General features: G+C 44.6%; 17 protein-coding genes. 9 read left to right on the top strand and 8 right to left on the bottom strand.

Annotated features, from left to right (window positions below):
- Positions 1 to 11: 11 nt before the first annotated feature.
- Positions 12 to 1,541, top strand: a complete 1,530-nt coding sequence (locus tag G590_RS20525; protein ID WP_022765176.1) for a PP2C family protein-serine/threonine phosphatase — start codon at positions 12 to 14, stop codon at positions 1,539 to 1,541.
- A 120-nt stretch (positions 1,542 to 1,661) separates the two neighbouring features.
- On the opposite strand, the gene G590_RS0108140 is transcribed toward G590_RS20525, so the two are convergent.
- Positions 1,662 to 1,868: a hypothetical protein gene (locus G590_RS0108140; protein WP_022765175.1), complete on the bottom strand. Its 207-nt coding sequence runs from the start codon at positions 1,866 to 1,868 to the stop codon at positions 1,662 to 1,664.
- A 213-nt stretch (positions 1,869 to 2,081) separates the two neighbouring features.
- Between G590_RS0108140 and G590_RS0108135 the strand changes: the two genes are divergently transcribed.
- The 3 genes from G590_RS0108135 to G590_RS0108125 all read left to right on the top strand — a co-directional run bounded on the left by G590_RS0108135 (position 2,082) and on the right by G590_RS0108125 (position 5,666).
- Entirely contained in the window at positions 2,082 to 3,239 is a 1,158-nt protein-coding gene (locus G590_RS0108135; RefSeq protein ID WP_022765174.1) for a hypothetical protein, read from the top strand.
- Between the two features lie 125 nt (positions 3,240 to 3,364).
- Entirely contained in the window at positions 3,365 to 4,075 is a 711-nt protein-coding gene (locus tag G590_RS0108130; RefSeq protein ID WP_022765173.1) for an ABC transporter ATP-binding protein, read from the top strand.
- The gene (locus tag G590_RS0108125; protein ID WP_022765172.1) at positions 4,068 to 5,666 is read left to right on the top strand and encodes a putative ABC transporter permease subunit; all 1,599 of its coding nucleotides are present in this window, start codon (positions 4,068 to 4,070) and stop codon (positions 5,664 to 5,666) included. Before G590_RS0108130 ends, G590_RS0108125 begins: the two co-directional genes overlap by 8 nt.
- A gap of 652 nt (positions 5,667 to 6,318) precedes the next feature.
- Here G590_RS0108125 and G590_RS0108120 read toward each other — a convergent pair.
- The 6 genes from G590_RS0108120 to G590_RS0108095 form a co-directional block, all read right to left on the bottom strand.
- Positions 6,319 to 7,056, bottom strand: a complete 738-nt coding sequence (locus G590_RS0108120) for an amino acid ABC transporter ATP-binding protein (RefSeq protein WP_022765171.1) — start codon at positions 7,054 to 7,056, stop codon at positions 6,319 to 6,321.
- Positions 7,043 to 7,729, bottom strand: coding sequence for an amino acid ABC transporter permease (locus tag G590_RS0108115; RefSeq protein WP_022765170.1), 687 nt, complete (start codon positions 7,727 to 7,729; stop codon positions 7,043 to 7,045). Before G590_RS0108115 ends, G590_RS0108120 begins: the two co-directional genes overlap by 14 nt.
- Positions 7,730 to 7,738: 9 nt before the next feature.
- Positions 7,739 to 8,497, bottom strand: coding sequence for a basic amino acid ABC transporter substrate-binding protein (locus G590_RS0108110; protein ID WP_022765169.1), 759 nt, complete (start codon positions 8,495 to 8,497; stop codon positions 7,739 to 7,741).
- Between the two features lie 110 nt (positions 8,498 to 8,607).
- Positions 8,608 to 10,068: a serpin family protein gene (locus G590_RS0108105; RefSeq protein ID WP_022765168.1), complete on the bottom strand. Its 1,461-nt coding sequence runs from the start codon at positions 10,066 to 10,068 to the stop codon at positions 8,608 to 8,610.
- A complete protein-coding gene (locus G590_RS0108100) occupies positions 10,065 to 10,625 on the bottom strand; it encodes an RNA polymerase sigma factor (RefSeq protein WP_022765167.1) in 561 nt (186 codons plus the stop codon). Before G590_RS0108100 ends, G590_RS0108105 begins: the two co-directional genes overlap by 4 nt.
- A 186-nt stretch (positions 10,626 to 10,811) precedes the next feature.
- Complete coding sequence (locus tag G590_RS0108095) at positions 10,812 to 12,434, bottom strand: transglutaminase domain-containing protein (RefSeq protein ID WP_022765166.1); 1,623 nt, start codon at positions 12,432 to 12,434, stop codon at positions 10,812 to 10,814.
- 612 nt (positions 12,435 to 13,046) lie between these two features.
- Between G590_RS0108095 and G590_RS0108085 the strand changes: the two genes are divergently transcribed.
- The gene (locus G590_RS0108085; RefSeq protein ID WP_022765164.1) at positions 13,047 to 13,382 is read left to right on the top strand and encodes a PadR family transcriptional regulator; all 336 of its coding nucleotides are present in this window, start codon (positions 13,047 to 13,049) and stop codon (positions 13,380 to 13,382) included.
- 21 nt (positions 13,383 to 13,403) lie between these two features.
- On the top strand, positions 13,404 to 14,234 hold the full coding sequence (locus tag G590_RS0108080) for a permease prefix domain 1-containing protein (protein WP_022765163.1): 831 nt from the start codon (positions 13,404 to 13,406) through the stop codon (positions 14,232 to 14,234).
- Between the two features lie 92 nt (positions 14,235 to 14,326).
- On the opposite strand, the gene G590_RS0108075 is transcribed toward G590_RS0108080, so the two are convergent.
- Positions 14,327 to 14,617: a hypothetical protein gene (locus G590_RS0108075; protein ID WP_022765162.1), complete on the bottom strand. Its 291-nt coding sequence runs from the start codon at positions 14,615 to 14,617 to the stop codon at positions 14,327 to 14,329.
- A gap of 101 nt (positions 14,618 to 14,718) precedes the next feature.
- Between G590_RS0108075 and G590_RS0108070 the strand changes: the two genes are divergently transcribed.
- The 3 genes from G590_RS0108070 to G590_RS0108060 are packed head-to-tail and all read left to right on the top strand — an operon-like array spanning position 14,719 to position 17,687.
- A complete protein-coding gene (locus G590_RS0108070) occupies positions 14,719 to 15,546 on the top strand; it encodes an alpha/beta hydrolase (RefSeq protein WP_022765161.1) in 828 nt (275 codons plus the stop codon).
- A gap of 21 nt (positions 15,547 to 15,567) precedes the next feature.
- Positions 15,568 to 17,007, top strand: a complete 1,440-nt coding sequence (locus G590_RS0108065) for an MFS transporter (protein ID WP_022765160.1) — start codon at positions 15,568 to 15,570, stop codon at positions 17,005 to 17,007.
- 35 nt (positions 17,008 to 17,042) lie between these two features.
- Positions 17,043 to 17,687, top strand: a complete 645-nt coding sequence (locus tag G590_RS0108060) for an MBL fold metallo-hydrolase (RefSeq protein ID WP_022765159.1) — start codon at positions 17,043 to 17,045, stop codon at positions 17,685 to 17,687.

Genomic DNA, 17,687 nt, shown 5'->3' with positions numbered 1-17,687 from the left:
GGAGGAATACCATGCAGTATATCAGCAAAGCACAGATGAAACGAGTAATGTGGGTATCACTTTTCTGCTTATTGATGATGTTTCTGACTGCCCAGTTTACCTTCATCAGGGGAGTGGCAAACTTAAAGCCAATGTACGTGCTCAACATCGGAATGGACATGGTCAGCATGATGATGGGATACATGCTTTTTGTGTGCTTTGTTATTGATGTACAGAAGAATGGATCGGACCTGCGTTATCTGATGCTGCTCCTTATCGTGTCCTATGTAGGCTGCTTTACTGATGCCTGTGCGTGGCTGGTGGATGGAATCCCGCAGCTCAGATGGGCCAATATACTGGACAATACGGTGTACTATCTCTGTGCACCTCTGGAAGCATGCTTTTTCTGGCTCTACACCATGACTTACTTAAAGCTCGATGACAAATATATCAGGCTTGTGGGAAGAGTCATTGTTCTTGGACTTATAGGACCTCTTAGCATGAGGTTCATCAATCTTTTCACAGGGGTCTATTTCACAGTGGATGCAGCCGGTGTTTATCACAGAAGTTCCACGTATCTTCTGTCATTGATCTACGCATATGTAGTTATGATCCTGGCTCTTATCGGAGTTGTTTATCAGAGAAAGAAGCTTCAGAGATTTCAGATAGTAACCTTCTTTGCGTATGCTGTTGTACCGCTGGTTATAGGAGCCCTTACGGCGACCATGTATGGCCTTTCTCCAAGCGCATCGGTAACTATGCTGATAATCCTTTTGATCTACGGAATTCTCAATGTCAATCAGGGCAGGGAGAAAGCTGCGGCAGACAGGGATCTGGCGGTGGCTTCGGCTATTCAGGAGAACATCCTGCCCAAGATCTTCCCGTACATGCCCGAGAGAAAAGAGTTTGACCTCTATGCCACCATGACTCCGGCAAGAGAGGTTGGCGGCGATTTCTATGATTTCTTTATGGTTGATGATGACCGCCTGGCGCTTGTTATGGCTGATGTATCAGGTAAGGGGATTCCGGCAGCTCTTTTCATGATGGTTTCAAGGACCCTTATCAAGAACAGAGCGCTTCTGTGTGAGGATCCCGCCAAGATTCTGTATGAAGTAAACAATCAGCTCTGCGAAGGAAATAAAGCGGAACTGTTCGTGACAGTATGGCTTGCGGTAGTGTCTTTGTCCACAGGAGAGGGACTTGCGGTAAATGCAGGCCATGAGCATCCTGTACTCAAGCACAAGGACGGGAAATTTGAACTGGTTGAATACAAACATTCTCCTGCGGTTGCCACCATGGAAGGCCTGAAGTTCAGACAGCATGAGTTTAAGCTTGAGCCGGGAGATACTTTCTTTGTATATACAGACGGAGTTACAGAGGCTGCCAACGCAGACAACGTCTTCTTTGGGGAAGAGAGGATGCTGGATGCTCTGAACAAGGATCCTGATGCAGATCCCGTAAGGCTTCTTACGAATGTTTCTCAGGGCATCAAGGAGCACGTGGGGGATGCCAAGCAGTTTGATGACATCACAATGCTGGCTTTCCAGTATAATGGGACATAAACAGATCTAATAGAAGCACTTAAAATTGATATGGCATAAAAGAAAAGAACAGGAGGGGCATCTTCCTGTTCTTTTATATTGTATTGCCTGTATTTAGTTTTTTTATATAAGAGGTAATTATCATCCAAGTAAGAACATCTTTCTTATTGCCTTGTGCTGTAAGCTGTATCTCTGTACCTTTCCGATGATGATCTGAAGTGCGATGCATCCGAAGATGATAACGCAGGCTGCTGTGAATACAGGATAAAGAGCTGATCCGGTTGTGATTGTGATTACCTCAAATACCAGTGTCATGATAATAAAGATTTTTGCGATTATAGTTGTCATATGTTTGTCCTCCTTAATGTCTTCTATTCTCTCTCTTTGTATTTTGTGTTTGTGTTGTGTTTGTTTTGTTGATTGTATGTTATCAAACTGTTTATCACAAAACTGTCACACGCCTATTTTAGAGAAGCTTAAGATTTATGGTGCAGTAACGGTGCTATAATGACACTGTTGTGAGTTTACGACTGAAGAATAATGCGTTAAAGAGGAGGAATTATGAAGAAGAGAATTTTAATTGTAATGATGATGAGTGTCTTTGCACTTCAGATGGCAGCATGCGGAAAAGAGACAGCTCCTGCCGAGACTGAGACAACAGAGACTACAGAAGTAGCAGAGGTTGCAGAGACAACTGAGACTACTGAGAGTACAGAGCTTGCAAATCCATGGAAAGAGATCACAGAGGATGAGGCTTCTGCACTGGTACCAAACGGCTTTAGTGCTCCGGAGGGTGCAACCAATGTGGTATGGCGAGCAATGGGTAACACAGACCCTTCATCTTTTGAAGTACCGGGTCCTGTTGTAGAGCTTGATTTTGATCTCGACGGAATGAACTTTACTGCAAGAGAGCAGGTTGTTGGCGATAATAACCAGGATATTTCCGGAATGAATTATGAGTGGACAGTTACTGATGATATAACACTTGCAAACTGGGGCGAAGGAAACATGACCGGAACAGCTTCACGCTTTGTTGGTGAGAGCGAGAGCGCAGACCTTGTAAGATGGTATGATGTTGAGATTGGTATTGCATACTCACTTTCTACCGTTGCAAAGGACCTTGACGGCTTTGATCCCCAGGCTATCGCAGAGGCTCTCTACGATCCAAACAAGCAGGCAAGCGCAGGTATTCCCGATGATGAAGATTCACACATACCTATGGATATCACAGGATGCGACACCTTCACACAGATCGTTGATAAGCTTCAGGCAGGCCAGGGTTATGCAAATGTTACTGTAGGAGATAAGGATGTTCTTTTGGTTGCTTCAGGAACATATGATTATGATGGCGATGGCAAGAAGTTTGTAGCAATCGATGCTGATGTTTATGAGTATGATGCAGACGGAAATATTCTGTACCTTGGTTATGTAGAGTGCGGTGGTACAGCCTATCCTCTTGCAAGCGACGGCAAACTCCTCTATGTCGGAAACAATCATGGCATGAAGAAGATGATAATCACAGAGTCTGATCTTCTTGTAATTGATGAGAATGCTTATGTTGAGTATGACGGAGATGGAAACGGAACATACTATCATACGTCTGATATTCGTACTGTAAATGATGATCCTGAGGCTAAGGTTGCGGACGACACAATACTTAACCAGTTCTATGCAGATTACGAAGCTGCAAATATGATAGAGTTTAATACCGTACAGTAATTCGCCAAAACAGGTGTAAAATGGACCGATATCCGTGTGATATCGGTCTTTTTTATGTGTAAATGCTATGATATCTTTATATTAGATACAGTTAGATACGGAGTTTGTTATGGAGGAAGTAGAAAATGTTGGAGATAAAAAACTATTCTAAGTCATACGACGGAGGGAAAAAAGCTGCTGACAACGTGACACTTACCGTTGAGAGCGGAGATATATACGGCTTTATCGGTCACAACGGCGCAGGCAAATCAACAACTATCCGTGCAGTTGTGGGAGTACTTGATTTTACCGAAGGCGAGATCTTTATTGACGGACACTCCGTAAAAGATGAGCCCATGGAGTGCAAGAAGGTAACAGCTTATATTCCTGATAACCCGGATCTGTACGAGAATCTTACAGGGATCCAGTATCTGAATTTTGTTTCTGATGTCTTTGACATAAGTGCGCAGGAGAGAGAGGAGAAGATAAAGAAATACGCCGATCTCTTTGAAATAACCGATGCACTCGGAGATCTTATCAGTTCCTATTCCCATGGTATGAAGCAGAAGGTTGCGATAATTTCAGCTCTGATCCATGATCCGAAGCTTTTGGTTCTCGACGAACCCTTCGTTGGTCTCGATCCCAAGGCGACGTTTACGTTAAAAGAGATAATGCATGAAATGTGCAACCGCGGAACAGCCATATTTTTCTCGACCCATGTCCTTGATGTCGCTGAGAAGCTCTGCAACAAAGTAGCTATTATCAAAAAAGGCAAGATCATCGCTTCCGGAACAATGGAGGAATTAACCGAAGGCCAATCACTTGAAGAGGCATTTTTGGAGGCTGACAATGGATAAGAGGAGCATGGTACTTTTAAAGGCGCTTCTTGTTTCAACCAGCAGGATGAACGTCTTTAAACATACAAAAGACAAAAAGAAGAAGAATAAGATAGTCGCTGCGTATGTGGGATTATTCTTCCTCTATGCGATGGTGATGGCTTACAGCGTGCTGATGTGTATAGGCTACGGAGCGATGGGAATGATTGATTCTGCTCCCGCCATGTGTGCACTGGTGATCAGCTCACTTGCATTTGTGTTCACTGTGTTCAAGACAAACGGATATCTCTTTAATTTTAAGGAATATGACATGCTGATGTCACTTCCTTTTGAGAGCAGCACTATCGCGGGATGCAAGTTTCTTTACATGTACATCAATTCACTGCCGTGGTACATGAGTGTATCAGTTGCAATGCTCATCGGCTATGGCATATTTGCTCATCCCAGCGTTTTGATCTACCTGTACTGGATAGTGTTATCGCTGTTTATTCCGCTTATACCTATGCTGGCTGCATCATTCATAGGATTTATAATTGCCAGGATCAGCTCGGGATTTAAGAAGAATAATCTGATCCATACGATAATAACTTTTGCATTTATCATTTTCAGTTTTTCACTGAGATATATAATTGAGGGCTTGTTCAGAGACGGAAGAGCTGAGCAGACTCTTGAGAATATGTCCGGGGCAGTAGAGAAGGCATCCGGTGTATACCTTCCCATGGGATGGTTCTCAGATGCAGTGACGAAGGGAAGTATTGTCTGCGGACTTTTACTTATAGTGGTGTCGTCAGCTCTTTTCATCATTCTGTTCCACATAGTGGGAAGGTCTTACAGAAATATCAACTCGGCTCTTAAGTCTCACGCTGCACGCGGTACATACAAGATGACAACTCAGAAAAAGAGAAGTCTCGTTACCGCCATTGCGTACAAGGAATTCAGGAGGATGATCGGTTCGACGACCTATATCACCAATGCGGCGGTGGGAGATGTGCTTGCCGTAATACTGGGTGTGGCAACGCTGATCATCGGATTTGATAAGTTAATTGCAGTTGTGACTCAGAATGCACCGGTTGATTCTGCAATTCTGCAACCGGCTATCCCACTGATCGTGTATTTTATGGTGGGAATGATGGCAACCACAGCTTGTTCCCCATCACTTGAGGGCAAGAACTACTGGATAGTCCAGAGCCTGCCTATTGAAAAGAAGACGCTCTATCAGGGCAAGATGCTCTTTAACATGTGTCTGTCGGTTCCTGTGATGGCCTTTACGACCCTGTGCCTGTGCATTTCTGCCAGGGTGCCTCTGATAAATACTGTACTTTATCTGATACTTGGAACTGCCCTTTGTGCTTTCTCTACAGCCTGGGGCTGCGTGTGCGGAATAAAGCACATGAGGCTTGACTGGGAGAATGAAGTGGAAGTTATTAAGCAGGGTCCCGGAGTGGCATGGTACATGCTTCCTAACATGTTCGTGGTTATGATACTCGTGGTGCTTGTAGTATTCCTTGGATTGCGCATAGATCACAAAATTCTGGCACTTGTCTTTATGGCAATCGCAGCAGTTCTGGCGCTACTGAGCTATAGAAGAGTGCTGGCGCTGGCTAAGAAATAGGGGATGGGTTTAGACTCGTTTACGAGCCCGCACCCTTAATATTGTATCTTGAAAAAACACCGGAGCCAAGGGCTGCCCGGGCGCCAAAGAGCGGCGCCCAGCGTACTGTCCCTTGACTCCGGTGTTTTTTCAAGAGTATTGGTCACTAAGGCGGGCATGGTAGGGGGATGAGCAGAGCATTGGTTCTTCCGCCCATGTAAACTGCTGTAAACTGCTGCGGTATTTTCTACGCCCATAGTCCACTTTTTTCTGTATATGTAGAAAAATATTGACCTCATCAGCCTTAAAGTCACGCTATGAGCAACTTTTCTCTTTTTGCATGACTTTTGAGGCGCTTCAAAGTCATGCGGATCAGAAAAAACAGAAAGCGCGTGACTTTGAGGTCATGCGGAAAGGAAAAATGGTCTTTTTGCATGATTTTTATTGAGATTTTTGTCATGCTATACGCGAAAATGCTTCTTGCGCATGTTTGGCTAAATTGGTGAGACATGCGCATTAGAATTGTTGCGTCATTGCATGACTCAAACGTGCAATATAACGCACATATGCAAACGGCAAGGCGCACGCTTTACATCTGAGGGTTCAAATCTTGTTTATTGTCTAAAGAAAGCCTCCTTAGACAATGTCTAAGGAGGCCTTGATATATCTGATATTATAGAACTTTTGAAAGGAAATCCTTAAGCCTCTGGCTCTGCGGATTTTCGAAAAACTCTTTGGGTGTGTTTTCTTCAAGGATCTTGCCTTCGTCCATAAAGAGGACCTTGGTGGCAACTTCTCTTGCAAATCCCATCTCGTGAGTTACGACAACCATGGTCATTCCCTCGTCGGCAAGCTGTTTCATAACGTCGAGAACTTCGCCTACCATCTCGGGATCGAGGGCTGATGTCGGCTCATCAAAGAGCATCATCTCGGGATTCATGCACAGAGAGCGCACGATTGCGATTCTCTGCTTCTGTCCGCCGGAGAGCGAAACCGGATAGACATCGGCTTTATCAAGAAGATTAACCCTCTTTAAGAGCTCTGTGGCCTTTTCTCTGGCCTCTTTTTCACTCATGATCTTAAGCTTGACTGGTGCAAGGATGATGTTATCCATTACGGTGAGATTGTTAAAGAGATTGAAGTTCTGGAAAACCATTCCCATACGCTGCCTGATCTTGTTTATATTGATCTTGGGATCGGTGATCTCCTGAGCATCAAAGTAAATCTCACCGGATGTGGGCCTCTCAAGCAGGTTGAGGCATCTGAGGAAGGTGCTCTTTCCTGATCCTGAAGGGCCTACGATAACAATCTTTTCACCCTTTGCAACTTCATATGTGATACCTGAGAGAACCTTGGTTACGGATCCGTCGGTATTCTTGAATTCTTTATGGAGATTCTTAACGCTTATCACTCTTACGCATCCTCCTTTCAAGTTTTCCAAGGAGTATGGTCAGCAGCTTGATTATCACAAAGTAAACAACAGCTGCACCTATGAGGGGCATGAAAGCATCATAGGTCCTTGAAGCTACCTGGTTTGCCACACGGGTAAGGTCTGCGAGAGAAACGTAACCTACGATCGCAGTCTCTTTTATCAGAGTAATAAACTCGTTCCCCAGGGGCGGAATGACATTCTTGATGGCCTGCGGAAGGATGATGTAGCGCATGGTAGCTGCCTTGGAAAGTCCAAGACTTCTGCCGGCTTCCATCTGTCCCTTGTCAACTGCAAGGATTCCTCCACGGACAATCTCGGAAACGTAGGCTCCCGAGTTGATACCAAAGGAAAGAGATGCCACCAGTATTCCATTGTTGGAAGAGGCCATGATGATAAACCACATGATGAGGAGCTGCAGTACACTGGGAGTTCCTCTGATAATATCCACGTAAACCGTAGCAATGTAGTTAAGGATCGTAGGCTTTCCGTCTTCAGTTGTTGATAGCTTCATAAGGGCCACAACGGTTCCGATTATGATACCGAGTATTCCTGCAAATATGGCAACTTCAAGAGTTATGCCAAGTCCTGCAAGATACTGCTTCCAGCGGTCGCCGGTTATGAAAGCTGCAATAAAGCGTTCAGATAAAGTCATTTATAAGTATTACTCCTCAATGTATTTTTTAACGAGGGCGTCGTATGTTCCGTCTTCCTTGAGCTCTTTAAGTGCTGTGTTGATCTTCTCGGCAAGCTCTGTGTTTCCCTTAGGAAGTGCGATTGCGTAGTTCTCAGGCTCAAAGTCGAAGTTTGTTCCGGGAATAACATCAACCTGATCAGGGAACTGAGCGCCGAATACTTCAGCAGGGTTCTTGTCGACGATGACACAGTCAACACGTCCGTTGTTGAGGTCGTTTACAGCGTCTACTGCTTTATTATAAGCGGATATTTCTGCTCCTTCAATCTCATCGGCAATGAATTCACCTGTTGTTCCGAGCTGAACACCGATCTTGAGACCCTTGAGGTCATCGGCTGTAGCAATTGCTGATCCCTTAGGAACGATTACATCCTGAACAGCTTCGTAGTAAGAATCTGAGAAATCAACAGTCTTCTTTCTCTCTTCGGTAACAGTCATACCTGCGATGGCAACGTCGATCTTGTTTCCGATTGAAGATACGAGAGAGTCAAACTCCATATCCTGGATCTGAACTTCCATGCCGGCCTTCTCACCGATTGCCTTGATAAGTGCAATGTCGAATCCGTCGGGCTTACCGTCATCTCCAACATACTCGAAAGGTGGGAATGCTGCGTTTGTACCAACGATAAGTGCATCGCCTGTGCTGCCGTTTGAGCTGCTTCCGCATCCAACGAGAGAACCAAGGGCTACAATTGCTGTAAGAGCTACTGCTATAATTTTCTTTTTCATAATATTTCCTCCTGCTTTTATACATTTAATGCATAAATATTCACAATTTATGTATAATATAGCAAGGATATTAAAATATATCAAGTCCTAAATTAAAAATAATACAAGAATTATTCTACAATCTGTCCGTAGAAGAGCATCTCGGGATTCTCGCCGCTTGTGAGGATCATGTACTTGAAGGGTTCGTCTGCTGTGAACTCTTTGGGCTCTTCAGGATCTTCAAGGAAGGCTCCCTCTGTCATCATTATTGCAGTTGCGGCAGCGGCTTCGATTCCGGTCTCATCGACTTTGATTTTGGTCTTCTGGATGATATCGGTTATCATCAGAGACATCTCATCGCTCATGAGTGAGAAATCGGCATCGCGTGTGAATGCGATTTCTGCGCCTTGTGCCTTGAGATAATCTATAAGCTCGTTGTTGCTAAAGGATGTCTCATTCTCAAATTTCGGAATTGTTACATTTACGGTTTCATAGGTGGCTTTATTCAGGTTCTCCATGACGTTTTCTGCATCACCCAGTACAAATACTGCACGAATTCCGCCGTTCATAGGAAGTACGACGAACTTGCTTGAATCATCTTCATAGTAGAGGTAGTGGTCCTGGTTGTTCATGAAATCTTTTTCGATGTCTTCACCGCTCAGTGCATGGAATGTTCCCTTGTGTGTTGTACCCTCAAAGAATTCATTTGTCCATGAGGTGCGCAGATACAACGTATTTACAAGAACCAGATCAGCATAAGAGAGGTCGCTGCTGATGCTTGGGATCATGCCGTTTGTGCTCTTGTTTATCCAGCTGTTTACTTTTTCTGTGATCTTGTTCGGAGCCACGTTATCAGCTGTTGCGCCGAAGTTTTCTTTTACATATTTCTTGTAATTGCCGGATAATTTGCCGGTTGCTTTGGTGTTGCGCCAAATGGAATTCTGAATATCGAAGGCGCCGTCAGGCTCTTTGGCATCATCACCATAATAGTCTGAGTATTCCTTAAAATCTTCTTTTGCGCACTTGAGCCACTCGTTAAAGGCATCCTCGGATTCTGTCACGGAAGCATACCATGCATTTACTTCCTCCATGGTTTCAAAGCCCATGGCCTTTATCAGCTTGTCCTTGGTCTCGCCGTCTGCACCTGCTACAGCCAGCGCCAGAGCTGCTCTGTAGGAGGTGGGAGATATCATGAAGTTCTCGCTCTCATAGCCACTATCTTCGATAAAGGATATGAGGCTCTGATTGAAGTCACTGCTCATAACCGCTTCTCCTTCAAGGCTGTCTGCCTCTTCTACTGCTTCTTCGGTAGCGCTTTCGGTTGTTATTCCGCCTGCTGTGGTATCTGAAGGTGACATCATCAAGGTGCTTACGCTTTCGTCGGTCTCGACGGGTTCTGTTTCAGATACTGTGGCCGGTCGCCTTACTGTGATCACGGTTCCTGCAACAATAAGAAGTATCAGTCCTGCGGCAGCCAGAGCATATCTTTCAAAATGGGCTATCTTAAATCTCTTTTTCGCGGGCTTCCCGGCTTCTTCTACATACTTCGGATCGATGCCTCCTACGGCATCGAGAAAATCGTGTTTATTCATAATTCATATCCTCCCTGGTTCAATCTGTCTTTCAGCTTTTCTCTCATTCTGAAGAGTGTGGTCTTAACATTGCTCTGAGTCAGGGAGTATCTCTTACAAATTTCGGAAACGGAATCAAAGTACCAGTACCTGCGGACGAAGATGTTTCGCTGCGCCTCCGGATATTCCTCCAGAAAGCTGTTGATCATATCCGTCAGCTCCATGGCACTTATTTCGGAAAAGACATCGCTCTGTTCGGGAATGCATTCCTGAAGCTCATCTGTAAGCTCGCAGTACAGGGCAGATCTCTTTTGCGCACCCGCTGCCTTTAATCTGTCGATTGCCAGATGTCTTATGATCCTGCCGACAAAGGCAAACAGATAGGTCTTTGGCTCGTTGGGCGGGATGAGATTCCAGGTTTCAAGGTATGCATCGTTCTCGCACTCCTTGCTTGTTTCCTCATTCCCCAGGACATTATTCGCTATTTTTCTCAGTCCTTTTCCGTATTTTTCCGATGTAAAAGAAATCGCTGATTCATCTCTTTTTATGTAGAGCTCTACAATTACGGCATCATCCATACCGAATTTTCCTCCCTTTTTAAGGCCTTCACTCTAAATAGCGACAAATGAACCGGGATGGTTACAAAGTTTTGAAAAAATAAATGACCCCCGGGGACGGAGTCAGGGGACCATTATCTGACAATGGTCTCCATTGCGGTTCGTTTTCAGATAATGAACCCTTGACTCCGTCCCCAGGGGCCAAAATCATTCGCCAAAATCTACGTGGTGGGTGATGAGATAATCACCGCTGTCCAGGCGTTCAAACATCATGGTGAGACTGCTTGTTCCATCGGAACTGGTAAGATAGGCAGTTCTATCGTCGCCATCATGATATTGGTCACCAAATAATTGGCTATACCATTCTAGGAACAATTCCCTGCTGATGACAAGCTTTACTTCTCCGGTTTTCTTTTTGGAGGTATAAACTTTGTCCAGCAAGCCTATAAGATCTTCAACATATTCGTCTATATCGGTGTAGATCTTATCATTGGCTGCACCGAGCTTCTTGGGATCGGGTGCAGCGTTTTCAAGTCCGCTGTATGTCGTTCCGTTGCAGGCGGGAAGGTATCTTGACTGATACATTCTTGTGTGCATCAGGTTCTTTCTGTCGGTCACGTTAAAGAAATCGTAGGTCATGGGGTCGGTGTCGTCCCAGGTAACATCGACATTGTAGTATTCGTCATCGAGCTTTATTATGTTCCAGGCGTGCATCTCGCCGCCCCATCCGATCACAAAGTAGGTAGGTACTCCAAGCTTCTGCATCAGGTACTGGAAGGCCTTGGCGTATCCGCAGCAAACAGTATAGTCGTTTGGAATCGAACTGAAGGCGCTCTGGTCCATGGAGTTGAACATATATGTGATCTTATTTACAAGTGTATCATGGATATATTTCTCTTTGTCATAATCCGTCTCAAGCCCGTTGGCTCCGGCGAGAATCTCATTGGCAACACTGTTAAATCTGGTCTTTGCTTTGTCGACATCAGGAATTTCATCATAAAACTTAAGGCCGACTTTTATGACGGATCCGTTGTAATCAGACTCGTAGTACTTGGTGTTATCCATCCAGAAGAGCTCGGGATGATCATAGAAAACACAGTCCCAGGCAGCTATCCACTGCTTTGGAGTGCATTCTTCAACAGGTCTGAACTCAGCGGTCAGAGCATTTGCGTTGGCATATATCTGCTTGTACAGCTTCTTTTCTTTCTCCCCGAGCATATGATAATAAGGGTAAAAGAGCTCGTCGAACTCCGCATCTTCACCGGTCTCGCCAAGCGGAACCGTATCAGTTATGGTCTGTGCTTCCTGGGGGTCTGTGATTTCGGTCACTTCAGGCTCTGCCAGCTTGGCATCGCTCTTTTTGATGGCCTGGTTCAGGTAGTCATCAAGCTGCAAAAGTCCGTCATCGCCTTCTTCGACCAGCTTCTTATATTCATCATCTCCGGTGTTGTAATCGGATATTGCACTCTCATCCAGTGTATCCGACAGGTCGCGCTTATCGTTGTAGTCATTGTATGATGGTGCTGTATTATCATCCGTCGCCTCGATTACGACATGCTCAAGCTCATCTGCATAGACGAACAGGCTTGGATCCATTGATACGGTGTATTTGGTTTCCTGGGGTTCTTCTTCGCTTTCATCCCCGGCATTAGCCTGCTGAGTCGCAGCTTCATCTTCCTCTTGTGGCGGAACGTATATAGGCCCGATTTTCTGAGCTATACCTGAAGCTGTCTCCCGCACTCCGGGATTTGCAGCACAAAGAAGGATGAGCGCCACAATTAGCACGATCACCCCTAGAATAAAATGTAAAAGCTTATCGACTATTTTCATCTGTGCCTCCGTGCATCCACAAAAACAGTACAATTTTTCAATTGTATTTTATCATTAAAAAGTAAAAAAACAATAAAGACATCATTACATTATTATTACCATTTGGCCTGTTTTCTGAAATAAAAACACAACGCCAAATGCTCTTTTTTGCAGCATAATTTCACTGTTTTCAGTATATTTGTCACAAAGATTTTTTATGGCAAAGAGATATTTTTATACGGAATATAGAATCGTTTATTTTTTGTTAAAAAAGTATTCCTATCCCGACCTGAATATGATATAAGTATGCCTGTTGCAAAATTATGTGGATGGATTTTTTGTAGGAGGAATAAATGGGCGAGAACGGAAATGTTATGCTTTCACAGACGGAGATTGATAAGCTCATAAAGGCAATGGAAGCAGACAAAGAAAAAGAAGAAAAATAAGTGATTCAATTGGGCAAGGAGCCTTTTTAATATTGGAAAAAGAGTGGTATGTGTCATTATACATATCGCTCTTTTTTTATACTTTTTTATACGGACTATTGACATACTACGACTGTCGTATTATATTTACTATGACAGTCGTAGTAACGATGGTCGTAGTATAACAAACAGGAATAGGGAATCGAATATGCAAGAGATCAGCAGCGATGTGATCCGAGGTTACAATGACACCATTATTCTGTTTTTCCTGAGGGAAGAACCCTCCTACGGATATGAGATATCCAGGAATATAAAGACCCTGTCGGAGAACAAGTATCTTATCAAAGAGACTACTCTCTATTCGGCATTTACCAGACTGGAGAAGAACGGCTACATCACATCCTTCAGTAAGGAGGCAGAGAACGGTAAGCGCAGAACTTATTATCAGATAACCGATTCGGGCCTTGAGTACTACCGGGAAAAATGTGAAGAATGGCAGCTGACCAAGGATGTAATTGAGAGATTTATTTCTGAGAAGAATTGAAGTATAGGGGAGAAAAGTGATATGGAAACAATTAAGAATTATCTTGAAACAATGTTTGCGAATTTACCGGACACAGAGGAAACACGCAGAGCTAAGAGTGAGCTTCTTTCCATGATGGAAGATAAGTACAATGAGCTCAAAGCGCAGGGGATGGCTGAGAATGCCATCGTCGGAACCATAATAACAGAGTTTGGGAATATCGATGAGCTCAAGGAATCCCTTGGCTTTGGGAAAGAGCCCAAGCCTGTAACGACAGTTGCGACAATAGAAGACGTTACATATGAGAATACAGGCAAGCGCTTGCTTACCATAGATGAGGCCAATGATTATGCTATGGATAATGCTCTTTGCACCTTTATCTTCGGCCTGGGCGTATTCTTCTGCATCCTTTCACCGGCAGGACCTGTGTTCTTCAGCGGATTTGAAGAACTCTTCGGCAGCAACCCGATAACAAACTTCATTTCAAGCTTCGGCGTTGCATTCCTGTTCCTTTCAGTTGCAATCGGTGTCGGGCTGATACTTCTTTCAGGGACCAAGAGAAAAGGCTGGGAGTTTTTGGATGAAGGAAATTGCGGCCTCGAGAGTGAGACAGAGGAATTTGTAAAAAGAGAAATTGCTGAGAACAATACGAGTCAGAACTTTATGTTTGCGCTTGGCGTCGGATGCTGCATCTGCAGTGTAATACCCGTTACGGTTCTGGGAGCGATGAAGATAGCGGTTCTTGCAAGTGCTGTCGGACCATCACTGCTCTTTGTGCTGGTTGGAATAGGAGTGTTCTTTATTCTTAATTCATCGAGAAAGGTTTCAGCTTATGAGAGACTTCTTTCACTGAATGAGAACACAGCAGAGTAAATAAATTAAATGGTCCCTGGGGACGGAGTCAGCGGTTCATTTTCAGAATATTCTGAAAATGAACCGCTGACTCCGTCCCCAGGGACCATTTTTTATTCATCAATTGTTTTCTTGAAAAGATTTGCCGAATACTCGGTGAAATTATCTTCTACCCAGGCAGTGTACTCCTTGGGAGTGATCACCTTGTCTGCGAAAATCTCTACAACAATGTCATCGTTAACATCCACAACCCTCTTGTACAAAGCAACGATCAGGTCATTTAGAAAAACCTGAGTTCCGGTGCTCGGTAACTGATCCAGCTCGATGAGTGTATCAGTGATTTCCTTGGTGATGTGGTGTTCGTGCTTGATTGCTTCCAGAAGTTCTTGTTCGTTCTTTACCATGATCGATTGCCTCCCCAATTAATGAATGAATTTACACTATTATTCTATCACATTTGCTATAATTTTATTTGTGAAAAACAGTAAATGTGGGAGGATAAAAAATGGCACTGTTACAGGTAAATTATCTATCAAAAGCTCTTTTCAGGACGGTACCGCTCAATGTGATACTTCCTGTGGACAAGATAGACTTTGTATCACTTTCTTACAAAAACAAGGCGGGATATAAATTCAAGACCCTGTACCTTCTTCACGGGCTTTTAGGCAACTACACCGACTGGGTCAGCGGAACCAGGATCCAGCGCTGGGCAGAGGAGAAGGATCTGGCGGTTGTAATGCCCTCGGGCGATAACGCCTTTTATGTCAACAGCCATATCAGATATAACGACTACGCAACCTTTATAGGAAAAGAGCTTGTTGAAGTAACCAGGATGATGTTCCCGTTATCGGATAAGCGAGAGGATACCTATATCGCCGGCCTTTCCATGGGAGGCTACGGCGCTGTGAGAAACGGAATCGTTTATTCCGACACCTTCAGCCATATCGGCGGATTTTCATCGGCGGTTCATCATTTTGAAAAAGATGATAAAGAGAGATTCATGGTGGAATCTCTTTTTGCTGATCTTGATAAGGCGAAAAAGACCAACGTAAATCCGGGCATCGCCTTTGAAGAACTCATAAGTGAAAAAAGACCCCAGCCAAGATTTTACTTATCATGCGGCACGGAAGACGGACTATATGACGCAAACATAAGGCTTCGCGACAATCTCATAAGAAACGGAGCAGATGTCACCTGGAATGAAGAAAAAGGCGGACACGACTGGGATTTCTGGGACAGTCAGATAAAGAAATTCATTGACTGGCTTCCTTTGGAGGAGGCGCAGAACGGCCTCGGCAGCGGAAACGTAAAGATCACAGACCAGTCACTGTAAAAAACAATCGGGGGAATAAGTATGGGGAACGGAATTGATAAAAGGACCAAGTGGTGTTACTGCGTGGGCGCCACAGGCCGGGATGCAGCATATGTACTGGTGAGCATGTTTGTTCTGACTTACGTCCAGTACACAATGAAACTCACAGTGGCACAGTTCTCCGTAATATCTGCAGCCATGGTGGTATGCATGGTATGGGATGCGGTGAACGATCTGCTGATGAGCACAATAATAGAAAACTGTCACTTTAAGAGCGGTAAGTTCAGGCCCTTCATAATAGTCGGAGCCATTCTGAATGCCGTCGTGATAATCACGATGTTCACGGTAAGACCGACGGGCTGGGCTTTTGTCTTTTTCTTCAGCTTCATTTATCTGTGCTGGGGAATGACCTACACTGTCAACGACATTGCCTACTGGGGTATGCTTCCAAGCCTTTCAAGCGATCCCAAGGAGAGGGATGGCCTTGTTACACTCATGGGAATATTTGTATGCGTCGGACAGTTCCTGATTGCGGGAATAGTACCCATAGTCATCGCAGGAAACGCGGTAATGGCCTTCAGGGTCACAGCCCTTATTGTTGCCCTTGGCTTCGTTGCGTTCCAGACCCTGACCTATCTTGGAGTAACTGAGACCAAAAGACATGACGACAATAACAAGGTTAGCTTAAAGGGCATGGCTGGGATCCTTGCAAGGAACGATCAGCTCATCGCGGTGGGAATCGCATATATCCTCTTCTGCGTGGGGCAGCAGCTTTTGTTTCTTCTTGCGCTTAACTTCTTTTATTTCCAGTTCGGCTATTCCGCCAGCGGAAACCTTGTGACAATATTTACTGTTATGTATGGCCTTGGAACGCTCCTTGCGCAGTTCGCGTATCCGATCCTGTCCGGGAAGTTTTCAAGAAACAGGATCATCACCTGTGCGCTTATATGCCTCGTGATATGCTACCTGATATTCCTTGGGTATGGCTATGTTATTCCGGCGAATATAATTCTTCTGAACATCCTCGGCTTTGTGATTTTCTTTTCACAGGGACTTTATAACCTGGCTGTCATCGTTATGGTAAACAACACCATTGAGTACGATGAGTACAAACATGGAGAGCGCCACGACAGTATAATCTCAGCCATCAGGTCCTTTGCCGTAAAATTATCCAACGCCCTGAATCAGGCTGCGGCTTCTCTGATACTGATAATCAGCGGAATCTATGCCGTAAGTCAGAATATCAGCGCACTGGAGATGGAAGTCGGTGCAGGTACCATGGACAGAGAAACAGCTCTTGTTCAGGCGGATGGCTTTATCAGTACGGTCCTTCCGTCCCAGACCCTGACGCTGAGATTCGGTATGGTCTTTGTTCCGCTTCTGATGATGACAGGAGCGTATCTTATACTCAGAGCAAAGTACAAGATTGATGAGAAAGAGTACGACAGAATCGTTGCGGAGATAGCCAAAAGACAATTATAATGGAGTAAGAAACCGGAAACAGATAGGAGGAGAGCATGACAGACAGAATTGAAGTATTTACACACAGCAGCATCAGGATAAAAGGAAACTCTGCAACTATTTATATCGATCCCTTTAAGATAAGAGAGGAATTCCGGGATGCTGACTATATCTTTATCACACATTCGCATTACGACCATTTTTCCATTGAGGACATTTTAAAGGTCGCCACAAATGATACCATTTTAGTGGTTCCCGAGAGCATGATCGACGATGCCAAGGAAATTGAGAGAAAGGTAAAAGAGATTGCGGCAGTAAGGCCGGGTACAGCGGTTGATATCGAAGGTCTTAGTGTGGAAGCAATTCCTGCATATAACAACATCAAGCCCTTCCACCCGAGGAGAGCTGAATGGGTGGGCTATATCCTGACAGTTGACGGTAAGCGCATTTACATCGCTGGCGACACAGGACTGACTAAGGAATCCAAGATTGTTAAGTGTGACATCGCACTTGTGCCAATCGGCGGTACCTACACCATGGATGCCAAGAAGGCAGCAGATCTCATAAACACCATTAAACCTGAGGTTGCGATTCCGACCCACTATGGAAGCGTGGTTGGTAAACCTCATGATGCCGATACTTTCGCCGGTCTTGTCAAGGAACCGGTACAGGTTGTCACCAAGATCCAGTATTTTGACTGA

It is taken from the genome of Butyrivibrio sp. XPD2006, assembly GCF_000420865.1.
Taxonomy (GTDB): Bacteria; Bacillota; Clostridia; order Lachnospirales; family Lachnospiraceae; genus Butyrivibrio.
This window is presented reverse-complemented; position numbering and strand designations above follow the sequence as displayed.